Below are 20,746 nucleotides of genomic sequence, written 5' to 3'. Positions count from 1 at the left end.
AGGAACCTTCATGGAAGGAGTTCGCGTCCTCTTTCTTACAGTACTAAAGGAGGGGAGCGGGTACCTCACGTACGTTTGGTCCCTTGCACTCGTCGGCATCGGTGCTTCTTTCATCGGAGCCGCTTCGACAATCGCGCTCATCGATGCCGTTCCGCCTAAACGCGTTGTCGCTGCATATGGTGTCACTAATGGCTCCAGAAATATTTGTCTTCCTAAGCTGTTCTATATGCCCCTGCATTCCGAACGAGGATCGTGAACAATGAATCATCTGTCTACAGAATGTTCCTTCAAAATATGTGCAGCAGTCTTAATCTAAAAAAACTGCCAAGACAATATCTTGGCAGTTTTTTGTATGCTATCCATTATAGAACTTAGAAGCTGGCTGCAACCTCTTTTGCTTTAACAATCGCTTTCTCTTTGATCGCTTGGCCTTGATCTTGCGATAAAGCCATACCTTCTACAAAAAGGGGTTCAAAGGAAGGAATTCCGTAGAACAGCGAGATTTTCTTCAGGTAGCTAAAACCGCTTTCCATCACAGCAGCAGGCCCCTCCGAATATACTCCGCCACTAGCTTGAATATGCAATCCTTTTTTGTCAGTAAGCAGACCTACAGGACCCTCTGGCGTATATTTGAACGTTTTACCCGCAACGGAAACAGCATCAATGTATGCTTTCAAAACTGGCGGGAATGAGAAATTCCACATTGGGGAAACAAAAACATACTTGTCCGCAGCAACAAACTGATCCACGATTTCACCTAAACGTGCTACTTTTGCTTGTTCAGCATCTGATAGTTGGTCAAATGCACTTCCTGATTGAAGTTTTCCCCAACCACTAAATACATCAGCATCAATTGCAGGAATATCCAGATTGAATAGATCAAGACGAATGACTTTATCTGTAGGGTTTGCTTCGCTATAAGCGTTAATAAACTCCTCACCTACAGCGAGACTAAACGATGTTGAGTGATCATGCGGGTGTGCAGTAATATACAGTACAGTTGACATAATTATAACTTCCCTCCAAGTTTAATGGTTACAGTAATATTTACTTACTTATCTATTATAACTTTTTTTAAGTTAATTTCAATTAGTAATTTGCTAATTTAACTTGTCGTTCGAATTTGACACGAATTTAACGTTATCTCCAATAAGACCGGGTATAATGGGTATAACGGTATACCCCTGCAGTACTGGACACTCTCGTTCCCCGCGATAACAAGGACAGCCTCGACCAATGATGGAAATGATTCCGTTTCCAATGGACTATGTTATGAAAATGTATACTTCACACAAAACCAAAATACTAAAGCAGGAAAATCCAATGGAAAACAAAATTAATTAAAGGGGTACTAAAATCAGTACACAGGAGGTAATTATGGGCAGATTAGTTCATTTTGAGATTCATGTTGATGACATGGAGCGTGCCAAGACGTTTTATGGAGAGGTATTCGGATGGACGTTTGAGGACTGGAGCAGCTATGCGGGAATGCCCTATTTTGGAGCTGTGACGGGTGATGCCAACGAGCCGGGAATTAACGGAGCTTTGGTGAAGCGCCAAGGCCCTTCCCCGGAGCCAGGCCAGCCCTTGAATGGCTATGCATGCACCTTGGGAGTAGGGGACTACGATGCTACGGAAGCGAACATTGTTAATCATGGAGGCAAAGTCGCATTACCCAAGTATGCCCTTCCTGGAATGGCGTGGCAAGGCTATTATATCGACACGGAAGGCAATATTTTTGGCATCCATCAGCCAGATGAGAACGCCAAATAGACTTTCTTTCCTTGTATCTTTCTCACCAAAACCCAGTCCGCATATGGACTGGGTTGCTCTTTTTCAAATTCTGATATTTGCATGAGTAAGTCCTCATTTCGACTAAAAATTGTTGTTTTATCGTACCCGCACTTCACAAATATGCTATCAATGGTCTCCTTCAACTCTCTTGCGGGGATCTTGTAATTCTCCATTATATTTTCTCTACTGTAGCCATCAATAAACATCTAAATGACTTTTTGCTCTTGTTGCGACGCCTCGTCCTTAATTTCAATTTGAAAATAATCCTAATAATCCTTTGGAAAAGGGTTACGACCACGAAAGAATCAAGGAAGAACTAAACAAGCTAAATTCACTAGTATATTATTGCATGGCAGATGAAGCCGGACAAACGCATCATACCCACATTTATATTGTCTGCTCTAGTGCAATCCGATTTAGCACTTTGAAGAATAGATTCCCTGAAGCGCATTTAGAGATCGCTAGAGGAACCTCCGAACAAAACCGGGACTATAATACCCGGCACTTTCGAGGAGTATGGAGAAATGCCCGTTGAGAGGCCTGGTGCAAGAAACGACCTTGCCGATCTTTATGACCTTATAAAGTCGGGAGCATCAAACTATGAAATCATGGAACAATCCCCTGAGTACCTCCTTCATACAGACAAGATAGAGAGGGTCAGACAGATTATCAAAGCCGAACAATTTAAAGAAGTCTTTCGAGAATTAGAAGTGACATACATGTGGGGCAAAACAGGCATCGGCAAAACAAGGCATGTGATGGAGAGTATATACATCCCTTCGATAGTTATAAAGGCGAAGATGTTATTTTATTCGATGAATTTCGTGGTCAATTCAAAATCCATGATATGCTCAACTATTTAGACGGTTATCCGCTGGAACTGCCTTGCAGATATAGCAACAAACAAGCCTGCTACACCAAGGTCTATATTATTTCAAATATTAGATTTGAACAACAATATCCAAATATAAAATCTGAACAGCCCGAGACTTGGCTTGCATTGAAACGCAGAATTCATAACTATTATTCGGACAGCAAGCAGCAAAGGATATCTTGGAAATGTTATCAAAAGGCAACTTGGAAAACTTATTAAGAAGAAGTGAGGAAAGAGATGATGTCACGAAACATCATCTCTTACTACATCAACAATCATTCGATTCTGACTTGTTTTGGACTCCTCTATTCCATAGCTCTTGGAAATAGACGCTACTGTTGATTAAATATTCAAAGTCACCTTCATCTACAATTTGCCCGTCTTTAACCAGTAATATCTTGTCCACATGTTTGATGAAATGCAATCTGTGTGCGATGACAATTAACGTCTTACCAGTAAACATCTTTAACATACTGTTCATAATACTTTTCTCGGTAATATTATCAAGTGCCGAGACTGGTTCATCAAGTATAACAATGTTTCTTTGCTGAGCAATGATTCTAGCGAAAGCTAACCGCTGCCTCTCGCCTCCGGATAATTTTAATCCTCTTTCTCCAACCATAGTGTCCAGTCGGTTTGGAAAACTCACTACTTTTTCCTTCAAGTGAACTCTTTCCAATATCCCGTAAATCTGATCATCAGCTATTTCATTATCAAAGACAATGTTTTCCCTTATGGTTGTATCAAATATCGGTGCTTCTTGAGATATATAGGATACATGATCGTATAAACTGTTCAGTTTTATCTCATCAATATCGATTCCATCATATAATACATGTCCAGATTTTTTCTTTAGGAGTCCTAGCATTAATTTGATAATTGTTGACTTCCCACTACCACTTAATCCAACAATTGCAATGTAACTCCCTTGTTTCACAGAAAAAGTAATATTGCTTAATTGCCTAGAATCTCCGTAACTAAAATCCACATTTTTAAACTCGATATTTCCATTTAGGGATTTAACTTCTCTTCCCTTTTCTAAGTTTAAGTCTTCTGGTGCATTCAAAAACTCTTCAAATCGGGTATAGGTAACCCGATTCAGCTTGTAATCCACATAAAGCACGTTAAATATTGCTATAGGAGTATAGACTTGATCAATTAACATGATCAGCGCTATAATAACGCCTATTGAAGATTCACCGGACAAAACACTTTTAACCCCATAAACTAAAACGAATATCTTGATAATATTCACCAACAAAGCAAATATGGAGAAAAATGATTCATGGATCATTCTAATTTGTGTACTCTTCTTGACGATGTCATCCGCCTTATTGTGTAAACGCCTAATCTCTTTCTCGTATCTCTTATTTAGCCTAAATACAACTAACTCCATAAACCCTCGGATTGAGTATTTAGACATTTTCTCTTGACTTTCAAGTAAAGATGACTTTATTTGATATAACATTCGTAGAAGTAAATTATTTAAGAAGAAAATGACAACATAGCCAGCCGCAATAATTAACATAGCATTCAAGTTATAAAGGCTTATAAAAAATAAACTGAATATGATAGTCGGCAACAATTCATGCAGTATTCTCAAGTAGAATGAATGGATGATATTCATTCCAGCTGATGCACCATTTTCGATAACTTTGATCATTTCTCCTGTGCCAATGTTTTGGTACGCAGAGTAGTCGATCTTAGAAACTTTAGAAAGTGCCATGACCTTTAACTTTTCCAATATACTGTTTGACAAATAGGTGTGAGGATATTCCAAGAGATAGTTAACTATTACCGCCCCTGCTAACAACGCTCCATATAATACGATATACGATGCAACATCGTTGAAACTTACGGACAAAACCACTTTGTCGACAAGTTCTTGAAATGTCCTGATGCCAAAAGCAATAAAAAACTGAACCAGAAAACCCAGTACTACATATATCAATATCATCCATTTGAACATAAATAAGCATTTTTTCAACATAATTCTGCCTCCAAAAAGAGATAATTGAAAAAGCCAAGAGGCACTTGTTTGTCGTGAACAGGAATCAATGAGCATTTCATTAATCCCCGCCTCAGACAATCGGTGTGCCTTTTGGCTTTATTAAGAGAAATGATGTCGATTGATATCGTTCATAGTATAGTTTTCGTATACTCAAAAGGGCAGACTCCTCCCCTTGATAGCCGGTACGCGTTTTTTCCGGCCCGAAAACTACCTACCTCGAACGATACGGAATGACATCCATTTCACCTCATTTTGGAAGATGTAACAATTATATCGCCTTATCTAAGATCAATCAAGTTTCAGCTAAAACGACAAAAAGGATGGCAAAGTTGCCATCCCTATGTAAAATACTTTGAATTTCATTCAGAACCAAACAGTAACTGAAAATCCTTGACCACCAAAATATATGGTGTTCGTTTTTAGTAAGGTTGGTGGAGGCGAGGGGATTTGAACCCCTGTCCGAAGACATCGCCACATAGGCATCTACGGGTGTAGTCACGGATTTGATGTCACCCGAGGGACTGCTTACAATAACCCTTAGTGTGAACTATACATAGACGACTATATATCATTCATTTCTTTAACTAAAGATACTAAGCAATTCATGCCGAGTTCGATCAGAATATACGATCTGCTCTCCCATTCTAAATATTTTTCATCATCACAACCATGAAAAGCATCATTTCTTAAATTCTTTATATCAATAAGATATGTGTAAACTGCATCAGTAATATACTTCTTTTTTAATTTTAGTTTGTGACCGTTCTTAGTAACTTCCTGCTGGTTAAGAAAACTCAGCCTATCTTTTTGATTCCCCTCAACTAGTACTCTTCTAATATTCGAAATAGGCCAACTAGCAGTATTTACCGACAGTTTTCGTTTATTGCTTATTTTTCTTTCACAGTACTCTTTAGTACAGTTCTCCAATGCTCTCCCTAAAATACCAGCGGCAGTGACTGGATAATCAATATCCAAAATGTTGAAGCATTCTGTAACATCTTTCGCGTAATTGTCACCAACGTAATCCTCAATTGATTGAGCAGCACCAAGTCTCTTTTCTAATCTGGCTCTAATAACAGCTGAACTATAATAGTTGGGCTCGGGTATATTAGTCATTATTCGAGTTATCCTCATCTATTTCATATGTTCTAGGTCTAGTTGCATTTATTTTAATTCTACCTTCTTTTTCAAGTTTGGTCAGTAGTGATGTTGGTGGTGTTTTGGGATAAATGTCTTTTAAATTATCATCTTCCTCGAGGATCTCATGCCATGTCATCGGCGAAACAGTATTCTTTAATACACTCACAATCAACTTAGCTGGATCCAATTCGCTTTTAACAGAACGCATTGTTCCATTTGATGATCTAACATTAGAGATAACATCAGCCCATGTCTTTAGTTTATTCTCATCAATCTGATCAATTAACGATTCTACCAGAGCTTGATCGCCGGGTTGAAGCAAATAATTTATTTCCTCAAGTCGATCTATACAAAAGTGAACACTGTCTTCTTTTGTCTTTGGAACCTTTAAAACAATCATTCGGTCTTTAAACCGTCTTTCAAATGCTGTTTGATTAGATAGAACATCCCATGCTTCCGGAGTTGCACCAACAGTTATAGCACCCGATATTCCTCTTCGGTTCAGACTATCAAACAGACTACGATAAGCAGACAGAATCTTTGTTCCCACCCTCGTTATAGTTACGGTATTTGTTTCAGAAGAATATACTTTATCAACTTCGTCAAAGAACAATAATATTGATTTACTCGTAACAATCTGGATAAATTGAAGTGCATCACCGATATATTGAGAAAAATCATTTTCATTATTAATAAAATTTTTCTTAGCACCGAATTTAGTCCGCAAATACTTTAATTGATCTGGAAATAAATCTTTATTGGAGAAGTAATCAAGTACTAATTCCATTTCTTCTGAATTGTCACATGCTAATAAGTACCTGATCAATTCATTCGGAACTTCTTCAGGCATTTTTGCTTCAGGATTTTTGGTATACTCTTTCCAATCAGAAAGATAGTCCTTTAATGATTTATTTCCTGAACCTACAAATAATGATTTATAAATACTATTTAAAGCATTAACTAGAGGGCCTCCAACGAACATATCTGGCACATATATACCTACGTAGTTCTCTTTTTTTTCAATATATTCTCGTCGCATGTACCGAAGAAAGTGTGTTTTACCATTTCCAACTTGCCCCAAGACAACCGCACCAATAATTCCATTTTCACCGCTCTGTATATTATTCACCCAAGAATTAAACACCGCTATTGAATTGTCTTCACCTATAATATAGTTCGGATCGGTAATAGGGACTGTTCGATTTAACGCTCTTTTCAAGATATCAATTACATTTTCAGTGTGGCTCATTTAAAATCTCCCCTTCTTAATGATAAGCGTCATAATGTACTCTCCATACAGATTTTTTATTTCTCCTTGGTTTTTATATAAACTACTCTTTGTCCAGATGTATCTATCTATTTCATATGACGATACACAGCTTAGAATATCATCAGCAGCAGGCTTATCAAAAAACTTCAGCATGTAATTTGTGACACTTTTTATATTAATTACTTCAGTATCAAACAATTCTTCTATCCCAATAATATCATTGGTTAAAAAATCAGAATGTAATGATGATTCAGTTAAAACAAGTTCATCTTTTTCTCTTTTTACTAATCCAAGCATAGTAAGAAATGAAAAATAGGCTCTTAGATTCCTACCTACTGAAGATTGAGCACTTGGATCTATGCGATTCTTTCCAAGTAGTGAGAAGATCGTATACAATGTCTTCATTTTTAAGGAAGGATTAAAAATTTTAAGTAAATAAATGATGATATGCATGGTTTTGTATACGTCCGAGTTTCCAACAATTAAATTATGCATGAACTCAGTAAAATCAATTCTCTTATGAAAATAACTTAGTGAAACAGATGATAACCTATATACATTGTCGCTCCTGTCGAGTACTCCCACAAGAAAACTGTGATTGAGCATTTTTCTAAATGTTTCTCTTGAGTAATCAAATATACTGTTGAATTCACGATGTACCATCTCATCATTTGAATAGTATTGTTCACCAAACATGTTTATAAGAAGGTCCATTCTTTCTTCACTAGAAGGTATGTTTGAAATATTCAGAACTTCAAAATCATATTTATGAAATGTCACTTCTCTCACTCCTCTACATAGGATCCAGTATTAACAATTACTATTGAGAATATTCTGGATCCTATATTATTATTACATATCTTTTTTCTTATGCATAGTTAGATCTACATAGTGAAAACCCCTTTTTTTATTCCAAGATCAATTTTAGACTAAGATTCATGAACACTAGAACTTCCACTCTGCAACAAGTGTTCTGTCGAATATGGCTGTATCGTCGGATTTGAACTGTATTGTAAAGTACACCTTCTTTGTTTCTCTCTGAATGAACATTGTTAACACGAATCTACTTATCAGTTGATGTAACATCTTCGGATTCTACGAACATCAGATGCTGTCAGCCGAATTGCATGAGGTCGATGTGTCGGAAGAGTACATAGCATCAGTGAAGTATGACATTCAAACGCTGATCGGATTGCTGGATGCAGAGGTGCACAACAGCATCAAATGGTCGATTGGAACGTTTGGCTAATGTAATCATCTTCTGGAACTCAGGACGATCATCCGTCTTTGCCGACTTCCCTTTTTCAATGAACTCATTGACGATGATCCACCCTTTGTCCAGACAATATTGCTGAATGGCCTTAACCTGTGCTGGAATGGACAATTCCTTCTCTGCTTGACGATCTGAAGACACACGGGCATAAATAGCTACTTTCATTAAATACCTCTCCCTTTTCTTGTTTTTGGGCATAAAAAAGCAGGCACACCGTTTTGGCGTACCTGCGATGAAACTGCATGTTATTGTGGTTTATTGATCTTTCGTGCGGTCAACGATGCCTGAGCGGCATCCCAAAGCTGTTGATCGACAATAGCTGGATGTACATTCTCTGCGATGATCCATTCAGACGCATCATTCCGCTTTCCATTCGCATCTGATTTCTTATTCCATACACGCTTGCCGAGATAGACTGGATTGCTGAGAATAGCAAGCACCGTGGACGGAGCCCACCTTTTTCCTTCAATAATGCTTTGTTGATTCAATTGACGGGCAATTCGCTTGCCTCCATGGCCTCCTGCGGCCATCTGGAACATCTGCCGGACTAATTTGACCTCATCGTTCGTTCCAAGCCCATACGCAACCTTTAGGCCCGTCTGAATACGCCGATAACCGAAGGGCACTCTGCCGCCGCAATGAAATCCTTGAGAGGCATTTTCCCGCATCCCCTTAAACGTCTCGTGACGCAGATTAACGTTGTAGAACTCGCTGATGACTTCGAGCATCGACTCCAACAGAAAACCATGTGGCGTATCCGCATCAACAGGCTCGGATGCAGATACAACGGTAACACCATGTTTTTTCAACAGTGCTTTGTATACAGCATGATCTGCACGATTGCGGCTGAACCGATCAAACTTGTGGACGACAATCGCATCAAAGTGTGTATCTGTTTTCTGAGCATCTGCAATCATTCGTTGAAAATCTGGTCTTGCATCTGTCTTTGCAGATTTCGCTTCATCTACATATTCACCGACAATAGACCATCCACGTTCATCCGCATATCGTTGCAGTGCTTCCCGTTGAGCCGGGATGGATAATTCACGTTCTGCTTGTTGCTCGGATGATACACGAAGATAGATAACAATGTTCATTGTTGATATTCTCCTTCTGTTCAGTTGAGTTGATTGGTTTTTTAAAACTCAAAAAGCCCGATCCGTGTTGGATCAGGCGAATCAATGAAGTAATACTGTTGCGAATTGTCAACCAGGCATGGTAGCCTATAAGATATACATTAAACTTTAATTTCTGATTTATATGCTACACATAGCTTAGAATCCTGTTATTCTGCTAGGTCGTAGATATGGTATAGCGGCTTCCATGCTTAGTAGTGTGTTGTACATTAGACCCTCTGTGTTCACACTATGATGCTTGCTGTACTACAAGGGGGTTAGGCTACAACAGTCAATCCAAGGCCCACTGGGTTCACCCAGTGGGGGAAGTCTTCGCATTGATAATATCTAAAGCATGGAAACGTAAAGTTCAGAACAGCAAGACATTACTACGACAATACCGCCACCTATTTGAAATGAGTACTCCGTATCAGACCAGCGTAATTGATGGTCTGCATCTGCTTTCCTATAATCCGCTAGAGCCTGCCTTCTTATCTTTGATGCAATCATACGGGAAGCACAACTACCCAACTAAAGGTCCTTACGCTGAAAGCTACAGCCTTGGTTGTGTTACGCTATTGTTTGGCCCGCGATTCCCTAAGGTCGCTCCCTACAAGATTAAGATCAATCCATCTGAGGGTGGACTTTCCCTACAACAAGTGTTGGATTGGGCTACATTTGCATCGGGCAATGCCAACAACCTGCATGTACGACGTGTTGACTTCAAGGTGGATCTTTTCAATTATAATCCAGTCCATTGCATGAACCGCATATGGGCATCTGGCTTCAGAACTTTGGACGACCGCTTCAAAGATGAATCCTTATATCTGGGGGCAAACGTAGTGCCAAAACGATTCTCATCTATGATAAAGCTACTCAGCAGAAAATTCCGAAGAACATCCACCTTGATTGGACGAGAGTCGAAGTAAGGGAGAAGTACGACAAACAGAATCAACTATCGCTCCCTGTGTTCTTGCAGAATCTTAGGTTAATTTGTCCTTTCCAGGACCTTGTCATGATTGATGCAGATCAAGCAGAACTGGATGCCCTCCTCGTTAAATACAAAAAGTCAGTTATTGCGGATAGTGTAGTGAAGACACTAAAAGCACTGAACACTTACCAAAAGAAAGTTATATTGAAGAAGCTCGATGGTATGAGCAAGTTATCGTATCTTACAACCGACTATGATAAACAGTTACAAGATTGGCTCATCTACTGACCTTCACTATCCGCCACAAGCAACAACGAGCTAACCTCATGTCCTTAGCAGTAATGTTTGCCTTGTTTGCTGGTGACGAGTTCAATGTCAGCGTCAAGGCCGAGGCGAAGCCGAGCTTGTTTCAGCCTTGACGCTGCTCGTTACACCAACACTGTATTCTGTCCTCAGCGTTAGCGAGGACACGCCAAACGGCGAGTGAAGGGTGCAGGGCGTTAGTCTTGCGGGCCCCTCAGGGGCGGTGGGGTGGCTTATAAATTGCACGCATGATGCCGGGCCGCGAGCGAAAGCGAGCGGCCAAATCACTCCATCGTACTTCAAGTCATACAATTAATTCGTCTATACGGTCTACATGAACCCTTGTTCTTTCAGGGACATAAATCTACCGTCACCCAGCACAAGATGGTCCAGAACGTCCACCCCAACAATACTTCCACTCTCCACCAAGCGTTTTGTTAGCTGGATGTCCTCAGGTGATGGGGTAGGATCACCTGACGGATGGTTATGCACGCAAATAACAGAAGCCGCAGAACGCTTCACAGCGGCACGAAATACCATATGAGGCGTGACTATAGCGGCATTGAGTGAACCGATAGAGAGCGTCTCTGGCTGTCCTATGAGGTTGTTCTTGGTCGATAAGAATAACCCGACGAACCTCTCCTGTTGCAGATATCTCATCTCCGTCATCAGCAGGTCAACTGCATCCTGCGGTCTGCGGAATGGTGTCGGCAGGTCTGCCCAATCTGCGAGCTAATTGCAACGCGGCGATGATCTGGCGAGCCTTTACTTTGCCAATACCCTTAATGGATAACAACTCAAACTCGGTGACGTTCATCAGTTCCTGTATGGTGGGGAAGCGGTCAAAGATTTCATCAACAATATAGGAGCCGGGCCTTTCAGCGAGTGTGTCACCCAGCAATGATTTGATTGTAGACAGTTCGTTGGTAAAGATCATATTTATTCCCTCCTGTAAACGCAAAAAGGAGAAGCCAGATTCGACTTCTCCCGTTGCATGATATGATGTTGTTCAGTATGATGAATACAAGGTTATTTTTCTTGAGTCGCCTCATTTGTGGGCGGCTTCTTTTTCTATTTCCTCAATCCGCATGTTAATCAGAACAAGCCTTACAAGAGTTTGAGCGTATATCCTACCATCCTCTGAATCGAATGGGGCATCTGCGTCCATCATCTGCATTGCGGCCTGTAGACGGGCTTTCTGAGTGAATAAGTACTAGAGCTTTTCCAAGTTGTTCACCTCCTTTCGTAGCAATAAAAAAATAGCCTGCTGTCGTCCTCAGACGATGCGGCCATCTGCAAGAATCCCTGTTTTGCGTTCTGCGTCATCCCCTTCCTTACCTCAGTCGCCAAATTTGCATTGAAAAACTCCGAAATGACCTCCAGCATCCCTTCCAGCAACATATCCTGCGGTGTCTCCGCTTCGGTCTGCTCCGTAACCGAGATGACCTTCACCCCGCATTGATTGAGTAATGCTTTGTAGATGACATGGTCGTCCCTCTTACGTGAGAACCGATCAAACTTGTAAACAGCCAACTGCACACTGTAGATGAATCCCTTCTGCTCGCAAAACCCTAAAAACTTTTTGGAACTGTTGCTCTTAAAAGCCTTATAGCTCATGATTCAATCTTCCTCTCTGAATGTAATGGGTCACACCTTGAAAATGCGATCTTGATGCCGTTGTAACTTTTGTGGAAACTCACGACGAAAGTATGCTGTCATCCAGCGTGCGGCAGTGTCTTCATCCACCTGATACGTCCGACGGCAATACACATACAACACCGTTCCAGCCATGCGGAGGCCTCCATTCATTACCAGTTGTTTCAATAACTCTTCCATCTCCGAAGACAGACCTTTCTTAACAACCATCTGCATTCATCTCCTTTGTCCGGCATCATCTCACAGCCGATAATTTTGTCTCTGTCGGGCAACGACGAATAGCCCACTCATCGTGTGAGAGGGCTTCTTTGCATGTGTTGCTGTTCGAGGTAATGATTTGGATCACAGCCAGCAACAGCAACATGAATGAAAACAAAAAAAGGACTGCTACTACTGTATCAACAGCAGAAGCAGTCCATATGGGGAGGGGTGGGGCATGAAACGGCGGGCCCACCCCTTTGTTATTTAAGGCGTGGTGCCTCGGGGAAATTTGTATATTTTTTTGGCCTATATGCGGCGGCTATCAACTTTTTCAAAGGTATCCACGAACTCTTGAACAATCTTAAGCAAAAACCTGATTTCTTGAATATCACGATCAACGAGTAATGGCTGAAACATTTTAATTAACTTTTGCTTATCCTCACTTATTGTGTTGGTGTCTTCATAGAGAAAAAGTTCATGTGGTTTGATCTTTAACGCCTGCATAATCTTCTCAAGCGATTCCAACGAGATATTGCGTGACCCTCGCTCTGTATCTGATAGATACTTCTCACTCAATCCCGACAATTCGGAAAGTCTCTCTTGTGTTATTCCCTGTGCCTTACGGACAAGCCTGATCTTCTCACCTACCAGTTTCACAAACTCCGACATATCATCACCTCTACTATCAAGGGTAGAGGACATATCAAGACAGCATAACACCATTAAAGTTCATGTTAAGTACATTTATAAGTGACCTTTTGGGGCTTATATAGTAAAATATGCCTGATGATACTCATCAAAATAGATTTCAACATTAGTTGAGGGGGTACAACAGCATGATTAGAAAGCTTTTTATCGGAATGGCTGTAACGGCATTAGCTACAGGATTCATAGTAACCACCACTGTCTCAGCCGCATTGCCAACCTACGGAGAAGAATGGCAGAATGCAATGAAGGCAGATTTGCAGTTGTTGCACTGAACAACGGACAAGTGACGATGTTGATTCAATTCACTGTCCAGCCAAGTATCGTGCGGATGGAGGGTTAATCCATGCAATGCTTTGGCAACTGATTGTCCCTATGCTTAATCATCGTATATAGGAGTTGTGTAATAATATCGTTGACCGCCGCTCTTGGTACGTGTGGATGTTGAGTTGCCGACCATCCGTGATCCGCATTTATCGCATACCATAATTCCACGCAACCAGAAGGGCGAGATGGGCTTGGAGCCAAAAGGTTTATGCGTTTCACCCCCGCCGTTGTTGCGTTGCTTAGCGACGGTCTGACATTGCTCAAACAGTTCCTTGGTGATGAGAGCTGGATGAGCATTCTCCGTGATGATCCATTCCGAACGATCCCGCCATTTTTTACCCTTGGTCTGATAGTCCTGCTTGTTCCACACCTTGCTTCCGATGTAAGCTTCATTGAAGATAATGGCTCTTATTGTACTTGCCGACCATGTCCGCCCCTTCTGCGTCGGTATCTGCCTCTGATTCAGCTCAGACGCGATCTTGTGGTATCCCATCCCTTCATACGCATACTGATTGAAAATCCAGCGTACAACGTCGATTTCCTCCCTTGGCCCCGGTACCCATGTCGCCTTGGTGTTCTGATGCCCCAGAGCAATATGCTCCGTCCGGTATCCATACGGCGGCGTACCACCGTTACTAGTATGTGGTGGTTACATGCGGAAAGGTAAGGAGTTTTGTTCTTATGTAGGCTGGCGTAAAGAACGGGTTGAGGAAATTTTCACCAATAAGCTCAGAACGATTCTGTTACGGCTGTCGATGGGCAATCACTTGGAGGAAGAGATTCACATGTACCATAATGAGAAGAACAAGCATCTGATTACACAGGTATCCAGCTTAGCAGCGGAGATCGCATTTTTAGAGAAGCATGTGTATGCAGTTAAGAGTGATGTACAGGCTGGCAAAGGCAAGTCATTTCATCAAGAGATGTTGGATGAGATGCAAACAGAATTGATTGAGAAGAAGGAAAGAAACAACACAATCAAACGTCAGCTTCACCGATCTTCCATCGACGCATTGGGCCTATAGCTTTATAGCCGAGATGGTAAATCGTAAAGTCATCAGCGGCTATCCTGATGGCAAGTTCAGACCGAATAACACCATCACCCGGTCAGAGTTCGCCAAGATCATGATTACTGCATCCGGCATCACGCCCAAAAAGGTGAATTACTCTTCCTTCTCTGACATCGAGGCAACAAACTGGGCTTCTCCGTTCGTGGAATCCGTGAAGGACTACATGATGGGCTATCGTACCGCAGACGGCAAGTACATCTTCAATCCATCCGCACCAGCAACCCGTGAAGATGTGGCTGTCGCCCTCGTCAAGCTCAAAGGCTATGACGTCAATCGTCTGCCCGATCAAAGTACCATTGAAGCAATGTTCAAAGACTATGCTGGTATATCCGAATCCGCAAAGAGCTATGTTTCATTGGCAGTAGAGAATGGCTTGTATCTGGCTTCCAAGACGAGACATTCCGTCCACAAGCGACAATCACCCGTGCAGAAGCAACAGTTATGCTTTGGCGTGCCTATCAGTATGGCAATGACAACAAGGAGATTGGTGGAGGACAGACAACAACGAATCCAACACCCACAACTCCATCCGCACCAAGTCCAGCTACACCTGGTTCATCTGCACCGACCACACCTGTAGATCAAACACCTTCATCCACACCATCTGCGAAGTTTACGGTGGAGACATTGGTTGGCGGCTCAGGTGCTGGTGATGTGGATGGCCCTGTGCGGACAGCGAAGATTAACCAAGTTGACAGCATGATCGTGGACAAGAACAACAATGTCTACTTCCTCGACAGTCAGAAGTTGAAGATCCGCAAATTCAACAGCTCTAAAGGAACGGTAGAGACGTTCAAGACGATCAATCAGGACTTCAATTGGGATTACAAGGATGCGAATGGAAATGCAAAGCACTACGACTACAAAAATCTCATGCCGCTGAAGCTGGCTTACAATGTGGCTAGCAACAAGCTATACCTTGCGGCGAAGGTATCCGCACAAACAATCATCTACGACATCACAGGGGGAGTCAGCGTAGCGGCCTATGACTTTGACCATGAAGAAACCCGCTTCGTGGATTTTATCGCTTTTCCTGATGCGGAGAGTATCCTGTATGGCGTTACAGGCAGCCATGAGTCCCATGTCTATGAAGGCAAGCTGAATCAATCTCAGGTTGAGCGTATCGCCAGCAGTACAAGCTATACCGCTCTGGATTTGTCCGATTACTACGGCTACCCTCCTGTTGCCGCCGCTCATGCAACTGCGGACAAGCTATATGTGTTTGGTCGGAGCAAAATGTACAGTCTTCAACTATTTCCTGTGAAGGTGGACAAGGTTGCCGTGTATGAAGATACCCGATTTGATAGTGCATCTGCTCACAACGGGACTCACAACGGGAAATTGTATATGAGTATTGCAGGAACGGTCTACGAAATGGGCGAGGCCGGAAACATGACCACCTTCATCAACGAAAATGACTTGATTTACAAGGATGGATTGCAGATAAGACAAATGAAGCAGATGGTCTTCGACAACAACGGCAATGTCATCTTCTATGATGACAACAGCAAGTCCATCCGCAGAATCAATTTGTAATCATTCAAGAGTGGAGTCGAAGCTACTTGATCGACTTCGCTTTCTTCATTAAGGAAGATACGGCAAGGGGAGCAGGATAGATTTCATTACAACAGTACAAGGGGAAAGGACTGGATAAGCATATGGAAACAACCGCATTGATGCTGAAGATTATCGGAGCCATTATACAGATTACGAGCATTGCCTACACAATCACCGCGATAGCGAAGAAGAAACGTAAACACATCTGGATCGGCATTGCTTTGTTCGTTGTTGCATTCCTGTTGCTGAATCAGGCAACGCACATGGAGGATCGACTTCGCGGCGGCTATTGAGCCAATAAGGCTAATACAATGACTCTGCGAATAATCAGAGTTGGTCTGGAGGTGAAATGATGATGCGGAGGATATATGCAATTGGAGTCCTGTTACTTTGCCTGGTGGCTCTGACAGGATGCTCCATTGTAGAGCGTGTGTTGAATTCTCAGCAATCTGAACAGGTTAGAACGGATGGCATATTTACGGAGCTAAATGCGGCAATCAGGAAAGGCAATCTGAATGAGGTACAACGATTGCTGGATGAAGGAGCCTCGCCCAACATCGCGGCTGATTATGGAGTTGGAGCGGAGTCGATTCCTGTAGGCAACTTATCGTTGGCGGTCAACTTCAATGAAGACCCGGGGCCGATGGTGAAATTGTTGTTGGAAGCGGGGGCTGACCCATCAGAAGACTTTCCTGCCATGCATGATGCCATAGAGAAGGGTAATCTGGAGGTTGTGGAGTTGCTCATCCAATATGGTGCGGATGTAGATAGCGGTCTGCAATCGGCAGTAATGTTCGATCAGGTAGCTATTGTACGTCGGTTGCTGGATTATGGTGCTGATCCGAATAAAGGCGTGACGATAGCGAAGACGACCTACAACACAGATATACTGAAACTACTTGAAGACGCCGGAGCTACAATCGACAACAGGCCAAGGCATGAGACACATCCAGAGGATTATAAAACAGAGGACGGCGTGAGGGTGCGGATACGGTGATTCGGATGAACAATATGAACAGCGGAGAGGATGCAGTTGTCCTTTCCGCTGTTTGCTGTTTATTGTCTATCGCCGCGAGGCTGGGTATCCTGATTAACACATTTACAAATTGCATGTTACAGAATCACCATTTTAAGAATATATAGAATAGCTGACTAAACTGTATAAACCGAATCCTCATTGTTGGCTATAATAACCTGAGCAAATCCCAGCTAAAGCACTGATTAGACAAGGTACTGCGACAAAACTAAGTGTATTGACCAGAAGAACGCCCAATGTAAATTCCAACGTGTTAGGATAGACCATCTGCTTGAATCATTCCTTTGCAATAATTCAGGATTCTTCGCCTGGTGCATTGCTTTTCATAACTTCAATTACATAATCAAACCAATCATGAAATCGCTTCTTAGCTATAAAGGAGTGACTATGAGGTCTTCTAGCATATGCAAGGTAATCATGAAAAGAAATATATCTGTATCTGGAAGAGGCCTTTTGTGAAAATGTATTTACAAGGTTACATCCCTGCTCCATTAAACTCACTAATTCCTCAAATTCATTTACATCGAGAAGATGCCATTCAATCAAGGAGCCCCTATCATATAAGCCCTCATCACGTAGCCTTTGCTCTATTCTCTCATACACAATTTTCACACCCGATAGCGAACCTTGCGTGACTATGACAGCATGAATTTTTCTTGCTTTTGTAAAATCAATCGGCACATTCTCAATAGGTGCCTCGATAAACCTCTGAAGATGAGCATATATTTTCTTAGCAGGTTCAATAATTAATTGAGAAATATCCTTCTCAAACGACTCGATATTACCAGCTACAAGAGTTGTCTGCATGTTTAATCTTTTAGCTTTATAATCGAACACAATCAAATCGTTTTTATACTGAATAAAACCATCAGGCGATAGCAATTTATTTTTTGCATACTTATATTGAAACTCAGGAATATACCTAGCCATTTTTAGTGATGGCTCTGCATTAACTAGTAAATCGTGGCAATACAACTCAAATATGCGACCAACAAATATTCTAAACTTATTTGCTAGTTCTGGACTTAAACCATCAATAATTCTCCAATATAAGCCATCCCATATATTCTCAAGCACTAACTGACTATCAAGTGGATAAAAAACCTCCCCCTGACGTATAACTGGCTTCTTCCTAAAATAATTAAAATCCCATCTATGACATGTCGATTCTGCAAAACTCTGCTTAAATTCCTCCATGGAGATTGTCGTCATTTGAAATAGGTTGTGAATCTCATCCGTGTCTATACCAAGATATTGTACATACTTATTAACATCGTTCACCATTCTATTTGTCCATATAAAATCTCTGACATCGCCACTTGGATGAAATGATGCATTAATTGCAGTCATAAAAAATAAGTAAGCCTTTATGCTAACACCAGTATTGTTATAAAACAATTCTGCAATATCTACATACTCTTTAGTTTGAAATCTGTCCCTTTGAGAAGCTATATTCAAATAACATTCAATGCTTCTTTGTACAGTGTGCAGATAATTAATATTTCGATTAAAGTTCCCATTTTGCACACTTTCAAGTTCAATGATTTTCATGTCTGTAGGAATTTGATAAAAGCTAGAGAGCATGGTGGAAAGATGAAAACAATGCATGAATGCACTAGGGTTATTTATTTCAGGCACATCATTATAAGTTACCTCATCTGCTTGAACTAGTAACCACTTGACAGCATTTAATAGCATTTGCCTATTATTAAAAAACACATTAGGTTGCTTATATTGTAATATTCGTTCAATATAATCTTTATGTATTCCTTGTTCCCAGCACCGTATGATGACTTCATTTAAAACAGTATCAGTATCATCCATATGAGACGAGGCTATCAGCCGAGAGATCGCAGGCAAGAGGTTTCCTATACTTGCTTTTTTAAATTGAGCAATTATTTCTGTCTCTGTTGGAGAATATTGCATCATCTCATTGAAATCAGCAGATACCATTAAGTTCATACCTGTAGCAGGGACATCTAACCGTCTTTTCTTTTTACTGTGTGCCAAATGATCACCTCCCAAGTAAAGCAAACAATATGCTGCAATACTAATAATAGGTAATTATATATTAAATCTTGTGTTCACGCAGTGGGATACGCCGTCACCTCTCCGCCTGTGGCGAACGGAAGAAGACAAGCAGTCTGGCCTAAGAGAAAGCCGGTTGCAGGGCGTTTGCTCAGGTGACAACAAAACTGCTACATAGATAGGTACCGCCATGTACATCATCAGAAATATGTCGTATTCGACGTCAGAGAAGCCCGAAGCCTTAGAGCCGAAGCGGTTTACCCCACCCCTTCGAGTCCGAATGAGCAAAAACGGACACCGAATGGTGTCCGTCACTGATACTGCATATGGAGGCGAGGGGATTTGAACCCCTGTCCGAAGACATCGCCACATAGGCATCTACGGGTGTAGTCACAGATTTGATGTCACCTTAGCAAGCGCCCCGTAACCGGCTATCGCTAAGGTCAGCCTGATTGTCTTCTTCAGCACACCGCAGGCGGAGATGTGACAGCGTATCCCACTAAGAGTGAGCCCCTACATCTGGCACATGGGCGATGCAAGAGAGGAGCTTAGCATACAGTTTCTTAGGCTGCTGCTAAAGTTGTACGTTGGTTGCCGTTTAATAGGCTTTAGCGTTGATGAAGCGGACGCGTCCCCACTACCCGCAACCCATGCTCGAACTATCCCCGTCGAATCCATAAACGCCCCCAATTTAGCATAAACGGCCTCGGTTCCACTTAGCTCTAACAAGCTGTCATCGCGGTCGTCCGTTTAGCAGGTCTGACGTTAATCGACGCAGTTACCGACAAACTCCAAGCTTCATCGGTCATAAGCGTTTCGAGCAAAAGTTGTTGTTTCTTACTGCTCACTTAGTATAACACAGGATTGAATCAACAGGCGAAAGTCTTTCTGGAAGGAATGGCGGTGTTCGCCACATGAACCAGTTAGCAAGCTCGCTTGAAAATTACCGCGCTACCTTCTGCTTCTCACGCAGAGCACGCTGAATGTCACGCTGTGCATCTTTCTTCGCAGCGCTCTCGCGCTTGTCGTACTGCTTCTTACCTTTACCAAGTCCAATAAGCAGCTTGGCGTAGCCGTTCTTCACATAGATCTTGAGCGGCACAATCGCATATCCATCCTGCTTGGACAAGCCCAGCAGCTTATGAATCTGCTCCTTGTGCAGCAGCAGCTTGCGCGTTCTGGTCGGGTCAGTCGGATTGTGACGGTTGCCCTGTTCGAACGGGCTGATGTGCATATTGTGTATGAACATTTCACCATTCCGGATCGTTGCAAACGCATCGCTTATATTCGCTTTTCCCGTGCGCAGCGCCTTGATCTCGGTCCCCATCAGCACAATGCCCGCTTCATACGTATCCTCGATGAAATAGTCATGGGAAGCCTTCTTGTTCTGGGCGAGTTGTTTCCCGTCACTCTTCTTGCCCATGCCGATCACCTCTTTGTTTGTAGCGTTTGCAT

The 20,746-nt window shown here is 42.0% G+C and carries 23 protein-coding genes, 1 other RNA gene and 2 pseudogenes; 11 read left to right on the top strand and 15 right to left on the bottom strand.

Annotated elements, in window-relative coordinates; all coding sequences use genetic code 11:
• Nucleotides 1-10: 10 nt before the first annotated feature.
• Nucleotides 11-256 (top strand): hypothetical protein, encoded by a 246-nt coding sequence (locus L6H65_RS19640; protein WP_236344356.1) that lies wholly within the window; start codon nucleotides 11-13, stop codon nucleotides 254-256.
• Nucleotides 257-371: 115 nt separating this feature from the next.
• Here the strand turns inward: L6H65_RS19640 and L6H65_RS19635 are convergent, their stop codons facing one another.
• A complete protein-coding gene (locus tag L6H65_RS19635; RefSeq protein WP_236344355.1) occupies nucleotides 372-1,007 on the bottom strand; it encodes an FMN-dependent NADH-azoreductase in 636 nt (211 codons plus the stop codon).
• Between the two features lie 370 nt (nucleotides 1,008-1,377).
• Here L6H65_RS19635 and L6H65_RS19630 point away from each other — a divergent pair, with 370 nt between their 5' ends.
• From L6H65_RS19630 to L6H65_RS19625, 3 genes are all read left to right on the top strand, one after another.
• Nucleotides 1,378-1,773 carry a VOC family protein gene (locus L6H65_RS19630; protein WP_236344354.1) on the top strand — a complete coding sequence of 132 codons (396 nt, stop codon included), beginning with the start codon at nucleotides 1,378-1,380 and terminating at the stop codon, nucleotides 1,771-1,773.
• A gap of 298 nt (nucleotides 1,774-2,071) precedes the next feature.
• Nucleotides 2,072-2,329 (top strand): hypothetical protein, encoded by a 258-nt coding sequence (locus L6H65_RS26845; RefSeq protein WP_371877740.1) that lies wholly within the window; start codon nucleotides 2,072-2,074, stop codon nucleotides 2,327-2,329.
• Nucleotides 2,319-2,657: a hypothetical protein gene (locus tag L6H65_RS19625; protein WP_236344353.1), complete on the top strand. Its 339-nt coding sequence runs from the start codon at nucleotides 2,319-2,321 to the stop codon at nucleotides 2,655-2,657. The genes L6H65_RS26845 and L6H65_RS19625 overlap by 11 nt, the downstream gene beginning before the upstream one ends.
• Nucleotides 2,658-2,936: 279 nt before the next feature.
• Here the strand turns inward: L6H65_RS19625 and L6H65_RS19620 are convergent, their stop codons facing one another.
• From L6H65_RS19620 to L6H65_RS19595, 6 genes are all read right to left on the bottom strand, one after another.
• Nucleotides 2,937-4,658 (bottom strand): ABC transporter ATP-binding protein, encoded by a 1,722-nt coding sequence (locus L6H65_RS19620; RefSeq protein WP_236344352.1) that lies wholly within the window; start codon nucleotides 4,656-4,658, stop codon nucleotides 2,937-2,939.
• Nucleotides 4,659-5,240: 582 nt separating this feature from the next.
• Nucleotides 5,241-5,795 carry a hypothetical protein gene (locus L6H65_RS19615; protein ID WP_236344351.1) on the bottom strand — a complete coding sequence of 185 codons (555 nt, stop codon included), beginning with the start codon at nucleotides 5,793-5,795 and terminating at the stop codon, nucleotides 5,241-5,243.
• Nucleotides 5,788-7,068: a hypothetical protein gene (locus L6H65_RS19610; RefSeq protein ID WP_236344350.1), complete on the bottom strand. Its 1,281-nt coding sequence runs from the start codon at nucleotides 7,066-7,068 to the stop codon at nucleotides 5,788-5,790. Before L6H65_RS19610 ends, L6H65_RS19615 begins: the two co-directional genes overlap by 8 nt.
• A complete protein-coding gene (locus L6H65_RS19605; RefSeq protein WP_236344349.1) occupies nucleotides 7,069-7,869 on the bottom strand; it encodes a hypothetical protein in 801 nt (266 codons plus the stop codon).
• A 379-nt stretch (nucleotides 7,870-8,248) separates the two neighbouring features.
• Nucleotides 8,249-8,527 carry a recombinase family protein gene (locus tag L6H65_RS19600; RefSeq protein WP_236344348.1) on the bottom strand — a complete coding sequence of 93 codons (279 nt, stop codon included), beginning with the start codon at nucleotides 8,525-8,527 and terminating at the stop codon, nucleotides 8,249-8,251.
• Nucleotides 8,528-8,607: 80 nt separating this feature from the next.
• Nucleotides 8,608-9,459 (bottom strand): recombinase family protein, encoded by an 852-nt coding sequence (locus L6H65_RS19595; RefSeq protein ID WP_236344347.1) that lies wholly within the window; start codon nucleotides 9,457-9,459, stop codon nucleotides 8,608-8,610.
• Between the two features lie 356 nt (nucleotides 9,460-9,815).
• Here L6H65_RS19595 and L6H65_RS19590 point away from each other — a divergent pair, with 356 nt between their 5' ends.
• Nucleotides 9,816-10,406: a hypothetical protein gene (locus tag L6H65_RS19590; RefSeq protein WP_236344346.1), complete on the top strand. Its 591-nt coding sequence runs from the start codon at nucleotides 9,816-9,818 to the stop codon at nucleotides 10,404-10,406.
• Between the two features lie 635 nt (nucleotides 10,407-11,041).
• Here L6H65_RS19590 and radC read toward each other — a convergent pair.
• The 4 genes and pseudogenes from radC to L6H65_RS19570 all read right to left on the bottom strand — a co-directional run bounded on the left by radC (nucleotide 11,042) and on the right by L6H65_RS19570 (nucleotide 13,237).
• Nucleotides 11,042-11,648 (bottom strand): annotated as a pseudogene (radC, locus tag L6H65_RS19585) (RadC family protein).
• A 296-nt stretch (nucleotides 11,649-11,944) separates the two neighbouring features.
• Nucleotides 11,945-12,328: a recombinase family protein gene (locus L6H65_RS19580; RefSeq protein ID WP_236344345.1), complete on the bottom strand. Its 384-nt coding sequence runs from the start codon at nucleotides 12,326-12,328 to the stop codon at nucleotides 11,945-11,947.
• A gap of 30 nt (nucleotides 12,329-12,358) precedes the next feature.
• Nucleotides 12,359-12,577 (bottom strand): hypothetical protein, encoded by a 219-nt coding sequence (locus L6H65_RS19575; RefSeq protein ID WP_236344344.1) that lies wholly within the window; start codon nucleotides 12,575-12,577, stop codon nucleotides 12,359-12,361.
• A 297-nt stretch (nucleotides 12,578-12,874) separates the two neighbouring features.
• Nucleotides 12,875-13,237, bottom strand: coding sequence for a helix-turn-helix domain-containing protein (locus tag L6H65_RS19570; protein ID WP_236344343.1), 363 nt, complete (start codon nucleotides 13,235-13,237; stop codon nucleotides 12,875-12,877).
• A gap of 167 nt (nucleotides 13,238-13,404) precedes the next feature.
• Here L6H65_RS19570 and L6H65_RS19565 point away from each other — a divergent pair, with 167 nt between their 5' ends.
• Nucleotides 13,405-13,548, top strand: coding sequence for a hypothetical protein (locus L6H65_RS19565; protein WP_236344342.1), 144 nt, complete (start codon nucleotides 13,405-13,407; stop codon nucleotides 13,546-13,548).
• A 104-nt stretch (nucleotides 13,549-13,652) separates the two neighbouring features.
• Here the strand turns inward: L6H65_RS19565 and L6H65_RS19560 are convergent, their stop codons facing one another.
• Nucleotides 13,653-14,138 (bottom strand): recombinase family protein, encoded by a 486-nt coding sequence (locus L6H65_RS19560; RefSeq protein WP_290370458.1) that lies wholly within the window; start codon nucleotides 14,136-14,138, stop codon nucleotides 13,653-13,655.
• Nucleotides 14,139-14,253: 115 nt separating this feature from the next.
• On the opposite strand from L6H65_RS19560, the gene L6H65_RS19555 reads away from it, so the two are divergent.
• The 5 genes and pseudogenes from L6H65_RS19555 (at nucleotide 14,254) to L6H65_RS19540 (ending at nucleotide 17,224) form a co-directional block, all read left to right on the top strand.
• Nucleotides 14,254-14,625, top strand: a complete 372-nt coding sequence (locus L6H65_RS19555) for a hypothetical protein (protein WP_236344340.1) — start codon at nucleotides 14,254-14,256, stop codon at nucleotides 14,623-14,625.
• A 372-nt stretch (nucleotides 14,626-14,997) separates the two neighbouring features.
• Nucleotides 14,998-15,078: pseudogene (locus tag L6H65_RS26840) on the top strand (hypothetical protein); the annotation flags it as partial.
• Between the two features lie 33 nt (nucleotides 15,079-15,111).
• Nucleotides 15,112-16,206 carry a hypothetical protein gene (locus L6H65_RS26835; protein WP_371877739.1) on the top strand — a complete coding sequence of 365 codons (1,095 nt, stop codon included), beginning with the start codon at nucleotides 15,112-15,114 and terminating at the stop codon, nucleotides 16,204-16,206.
• 122 nt (nucleotides 16,207-16,328) lie between these two features.
• Nucleotides 16,329-16,520: a hypothetical protein gene (locus tag L6H65_RS19545; protein ID WP_236344338.1), complete on the top strand. Its 192-nt coding sequence runs from the start codon at nucleotides 16,329-16,331 to the stop codon at nucleotides 16,518-16,520.
• A 59-nt stretch (nucleotides 16,521-16,579) separates the two neighbouring features.
• A complete protein-coding gene (locus L6H65_RS19540; RefSeq protein WP_236344337.1) occupies nucleotides 16,580-17,224 on the top strand; it encodes an ankyrin repeat domain-containing protein in 645 nt (214 codons plus the stop codon).
• Between the two features lie 333 nt (nucleotides 17,225-17,557).
• Here the strand turns inward: L6H65_RS19540 and L6H65_RS19535 are convergent, their stop codons facing one another.
• The 3 genes from L6H65_RS19535 to smpB form a co-directional block, all read right to left on the bottom strand.
• On the bottom strand, nucleotides 17,558-19,273 hold the full coding sequence (locus tag L6H65_RS19535; protein WP_236344336.1) for a hypothetical protein: 1,716 nt from the start codon (nucleotides 19,271-19,273) through the stop codon (nucleotides 17,558-17,560).
• 342 nt (nucleotides 19,274-19,615) lie between these two features.
• Nucleotides 19,616-19,979: a transfer-messenger RNA gene (ssrA, locus tag L6H65_RS19530) on the bottom strand.
• A 255-nt stretch (nucleotides 19,980-20,234) separates the two neighbouring features.
• A complete protein-coding gene (gene smpB, locus L6H65_RS19525; protein WP_219875078.1) occupies nucleotides 20,235-20,714 on the bottom strand; it encodes an SsrA-binding protein SmpB in 480 nt (159 codons plus the stop codon).
• Between the last annotated feature and the right edge of the window lie 32 nt (nucleotides 20,715-20,746).

It is taken from the genome of Paenibacillus plantiphilus (assembly GCF_927798095.1).
Taxonomy (GTDB): domain Bacteria; phylum Bacillota; class Bacilli; order Paenibacillales; family Paenibacillaceae; genus Paenibacillus_Z; species Paenibacillus_Z plantiphilus.
This window is presented reverse-complemented; position numbering and strand designations above follow the sequence as displayed.

Coding starts and splice junctions, on each gene's coding strand:
- L6H65_RS19640 (WP_236344356.1), top strand. CDS start 11: ATGGAAGGAGTTCGCGTCCTCTTTCTTACAGTACTAAAGGAGGGGAGC.
- L6H65_RS19635 (WP_236344355.1), bottom strand. CDS start 1,007: ATGTCAACTGTACTGTATATTACTGCACACCCGCATGATCACTCAACA.
- L6H65_RS19630 (WP_236344354.1), top strand. CDS start 1,378: ATGGGCAGATTAGTTCATTTTGAGATTCATGTTGATGACATGGAGCGT.
- L6H65_RS19625 (WP_236344353.1), top strand. CDS start 2,319: ATGCCCGTTGAGAGGCCTGGTGCAAGAAACGACCTTGCCGATCTTTAT.
- L6H65_RS19620 (WP_236344352.1), bottom strand. CDS start 4,658: ATGTTGAAAAAATGCTTATTTATGTTCAAATGGATGATATTGATATAT.
- L6H65_RS19615 (WP_236344351.1), bottom strand. CDS start 5,795: ATGACTAATATACCCGAGCCCAACTATTATAGTTCAGCTGTTATTAGA.
- L6H65_RS19610 (WP_236344350.1), bottom strand. CDS start 7,068: ATGAGCCACACTGAAAATGTAATTGATATCTTGAAAAGAGCGTTAAAT.
- L6H65_RS19600 (WP_236344348.1), bottom strand. CDS start 8,527: ATGAAAGTAGCTATTTATGCCCGTGTGTCTTCAGATCGTCAAGCAGAG.
- L6H65_RS19595 (WP_236344347.1), bottom strand. CDS start 9,459: ATGAACATTGTTATCTATCTTCGTGTATCATCCGAGCAACAAGCAGAA.
- L6H65_RS19580 (WP_236344345.1), bottom strand. CDS start 12,328: ATGAGCTATAAGGCTTTTAAGAGCAACAGTTCCAAAAAGTTTTTAGGG.
- L6H65_RS19575 (WP_236344344.1), bottom strand. CDS start 12,577: ATGGTTGTTAAGAAAGGTCTGTCTTCGGAGATGGAAGAGTTATTGAAA.
- L6H65_RS19570 (WP_236344343.1), bottom strand. CDS start 13,237: ATGTCGGAGTTTGTGAAACTGGTAGGTGAGAAGATCAGGCTTGTCCGT.
- L6H65_RS19565 (WP_236344342.1), top strand. CDS start 13,405: ATGATTAGAAAGCTTTTTATCGGAATGGCTGTAACGGCATTAGCTACA.
- L6H65_RS19555 (WP_236344340.1), top strand. CDS start 14,254: ATGCGGAAAGGTAAGGAGTTTTGTTCTTATGTAGGCTGGCGTAAAGAA.
- L6H65_RS26835 (WP_371877739.1), top strand. CDS start 15,112: ATGCTTTGGCGTGCCTATCAGTATGGCAATGACAACAAGGAGATTGGT.
- L6H65_RS19545 (WP_236344338.1), top strand. CDS start 16,329: ATGGAAACAACCGCATTGATGCTGAAGATTATCGGAGCCATTATACAG.
- L6H65_RS19540 (WP_236344337.1), top strand. CDS start 16,580: ATGATGCGGAGGATATATGCAATTGGAGTCCTGTTACTTTGCCTGGTG.
- smpB (WP_219875078.1), bottom strand. CDS start 20,714: ATGGGCAAGAAGAGTGACGGGAAACAACTCGCCCAGAACAAGAAGGCT.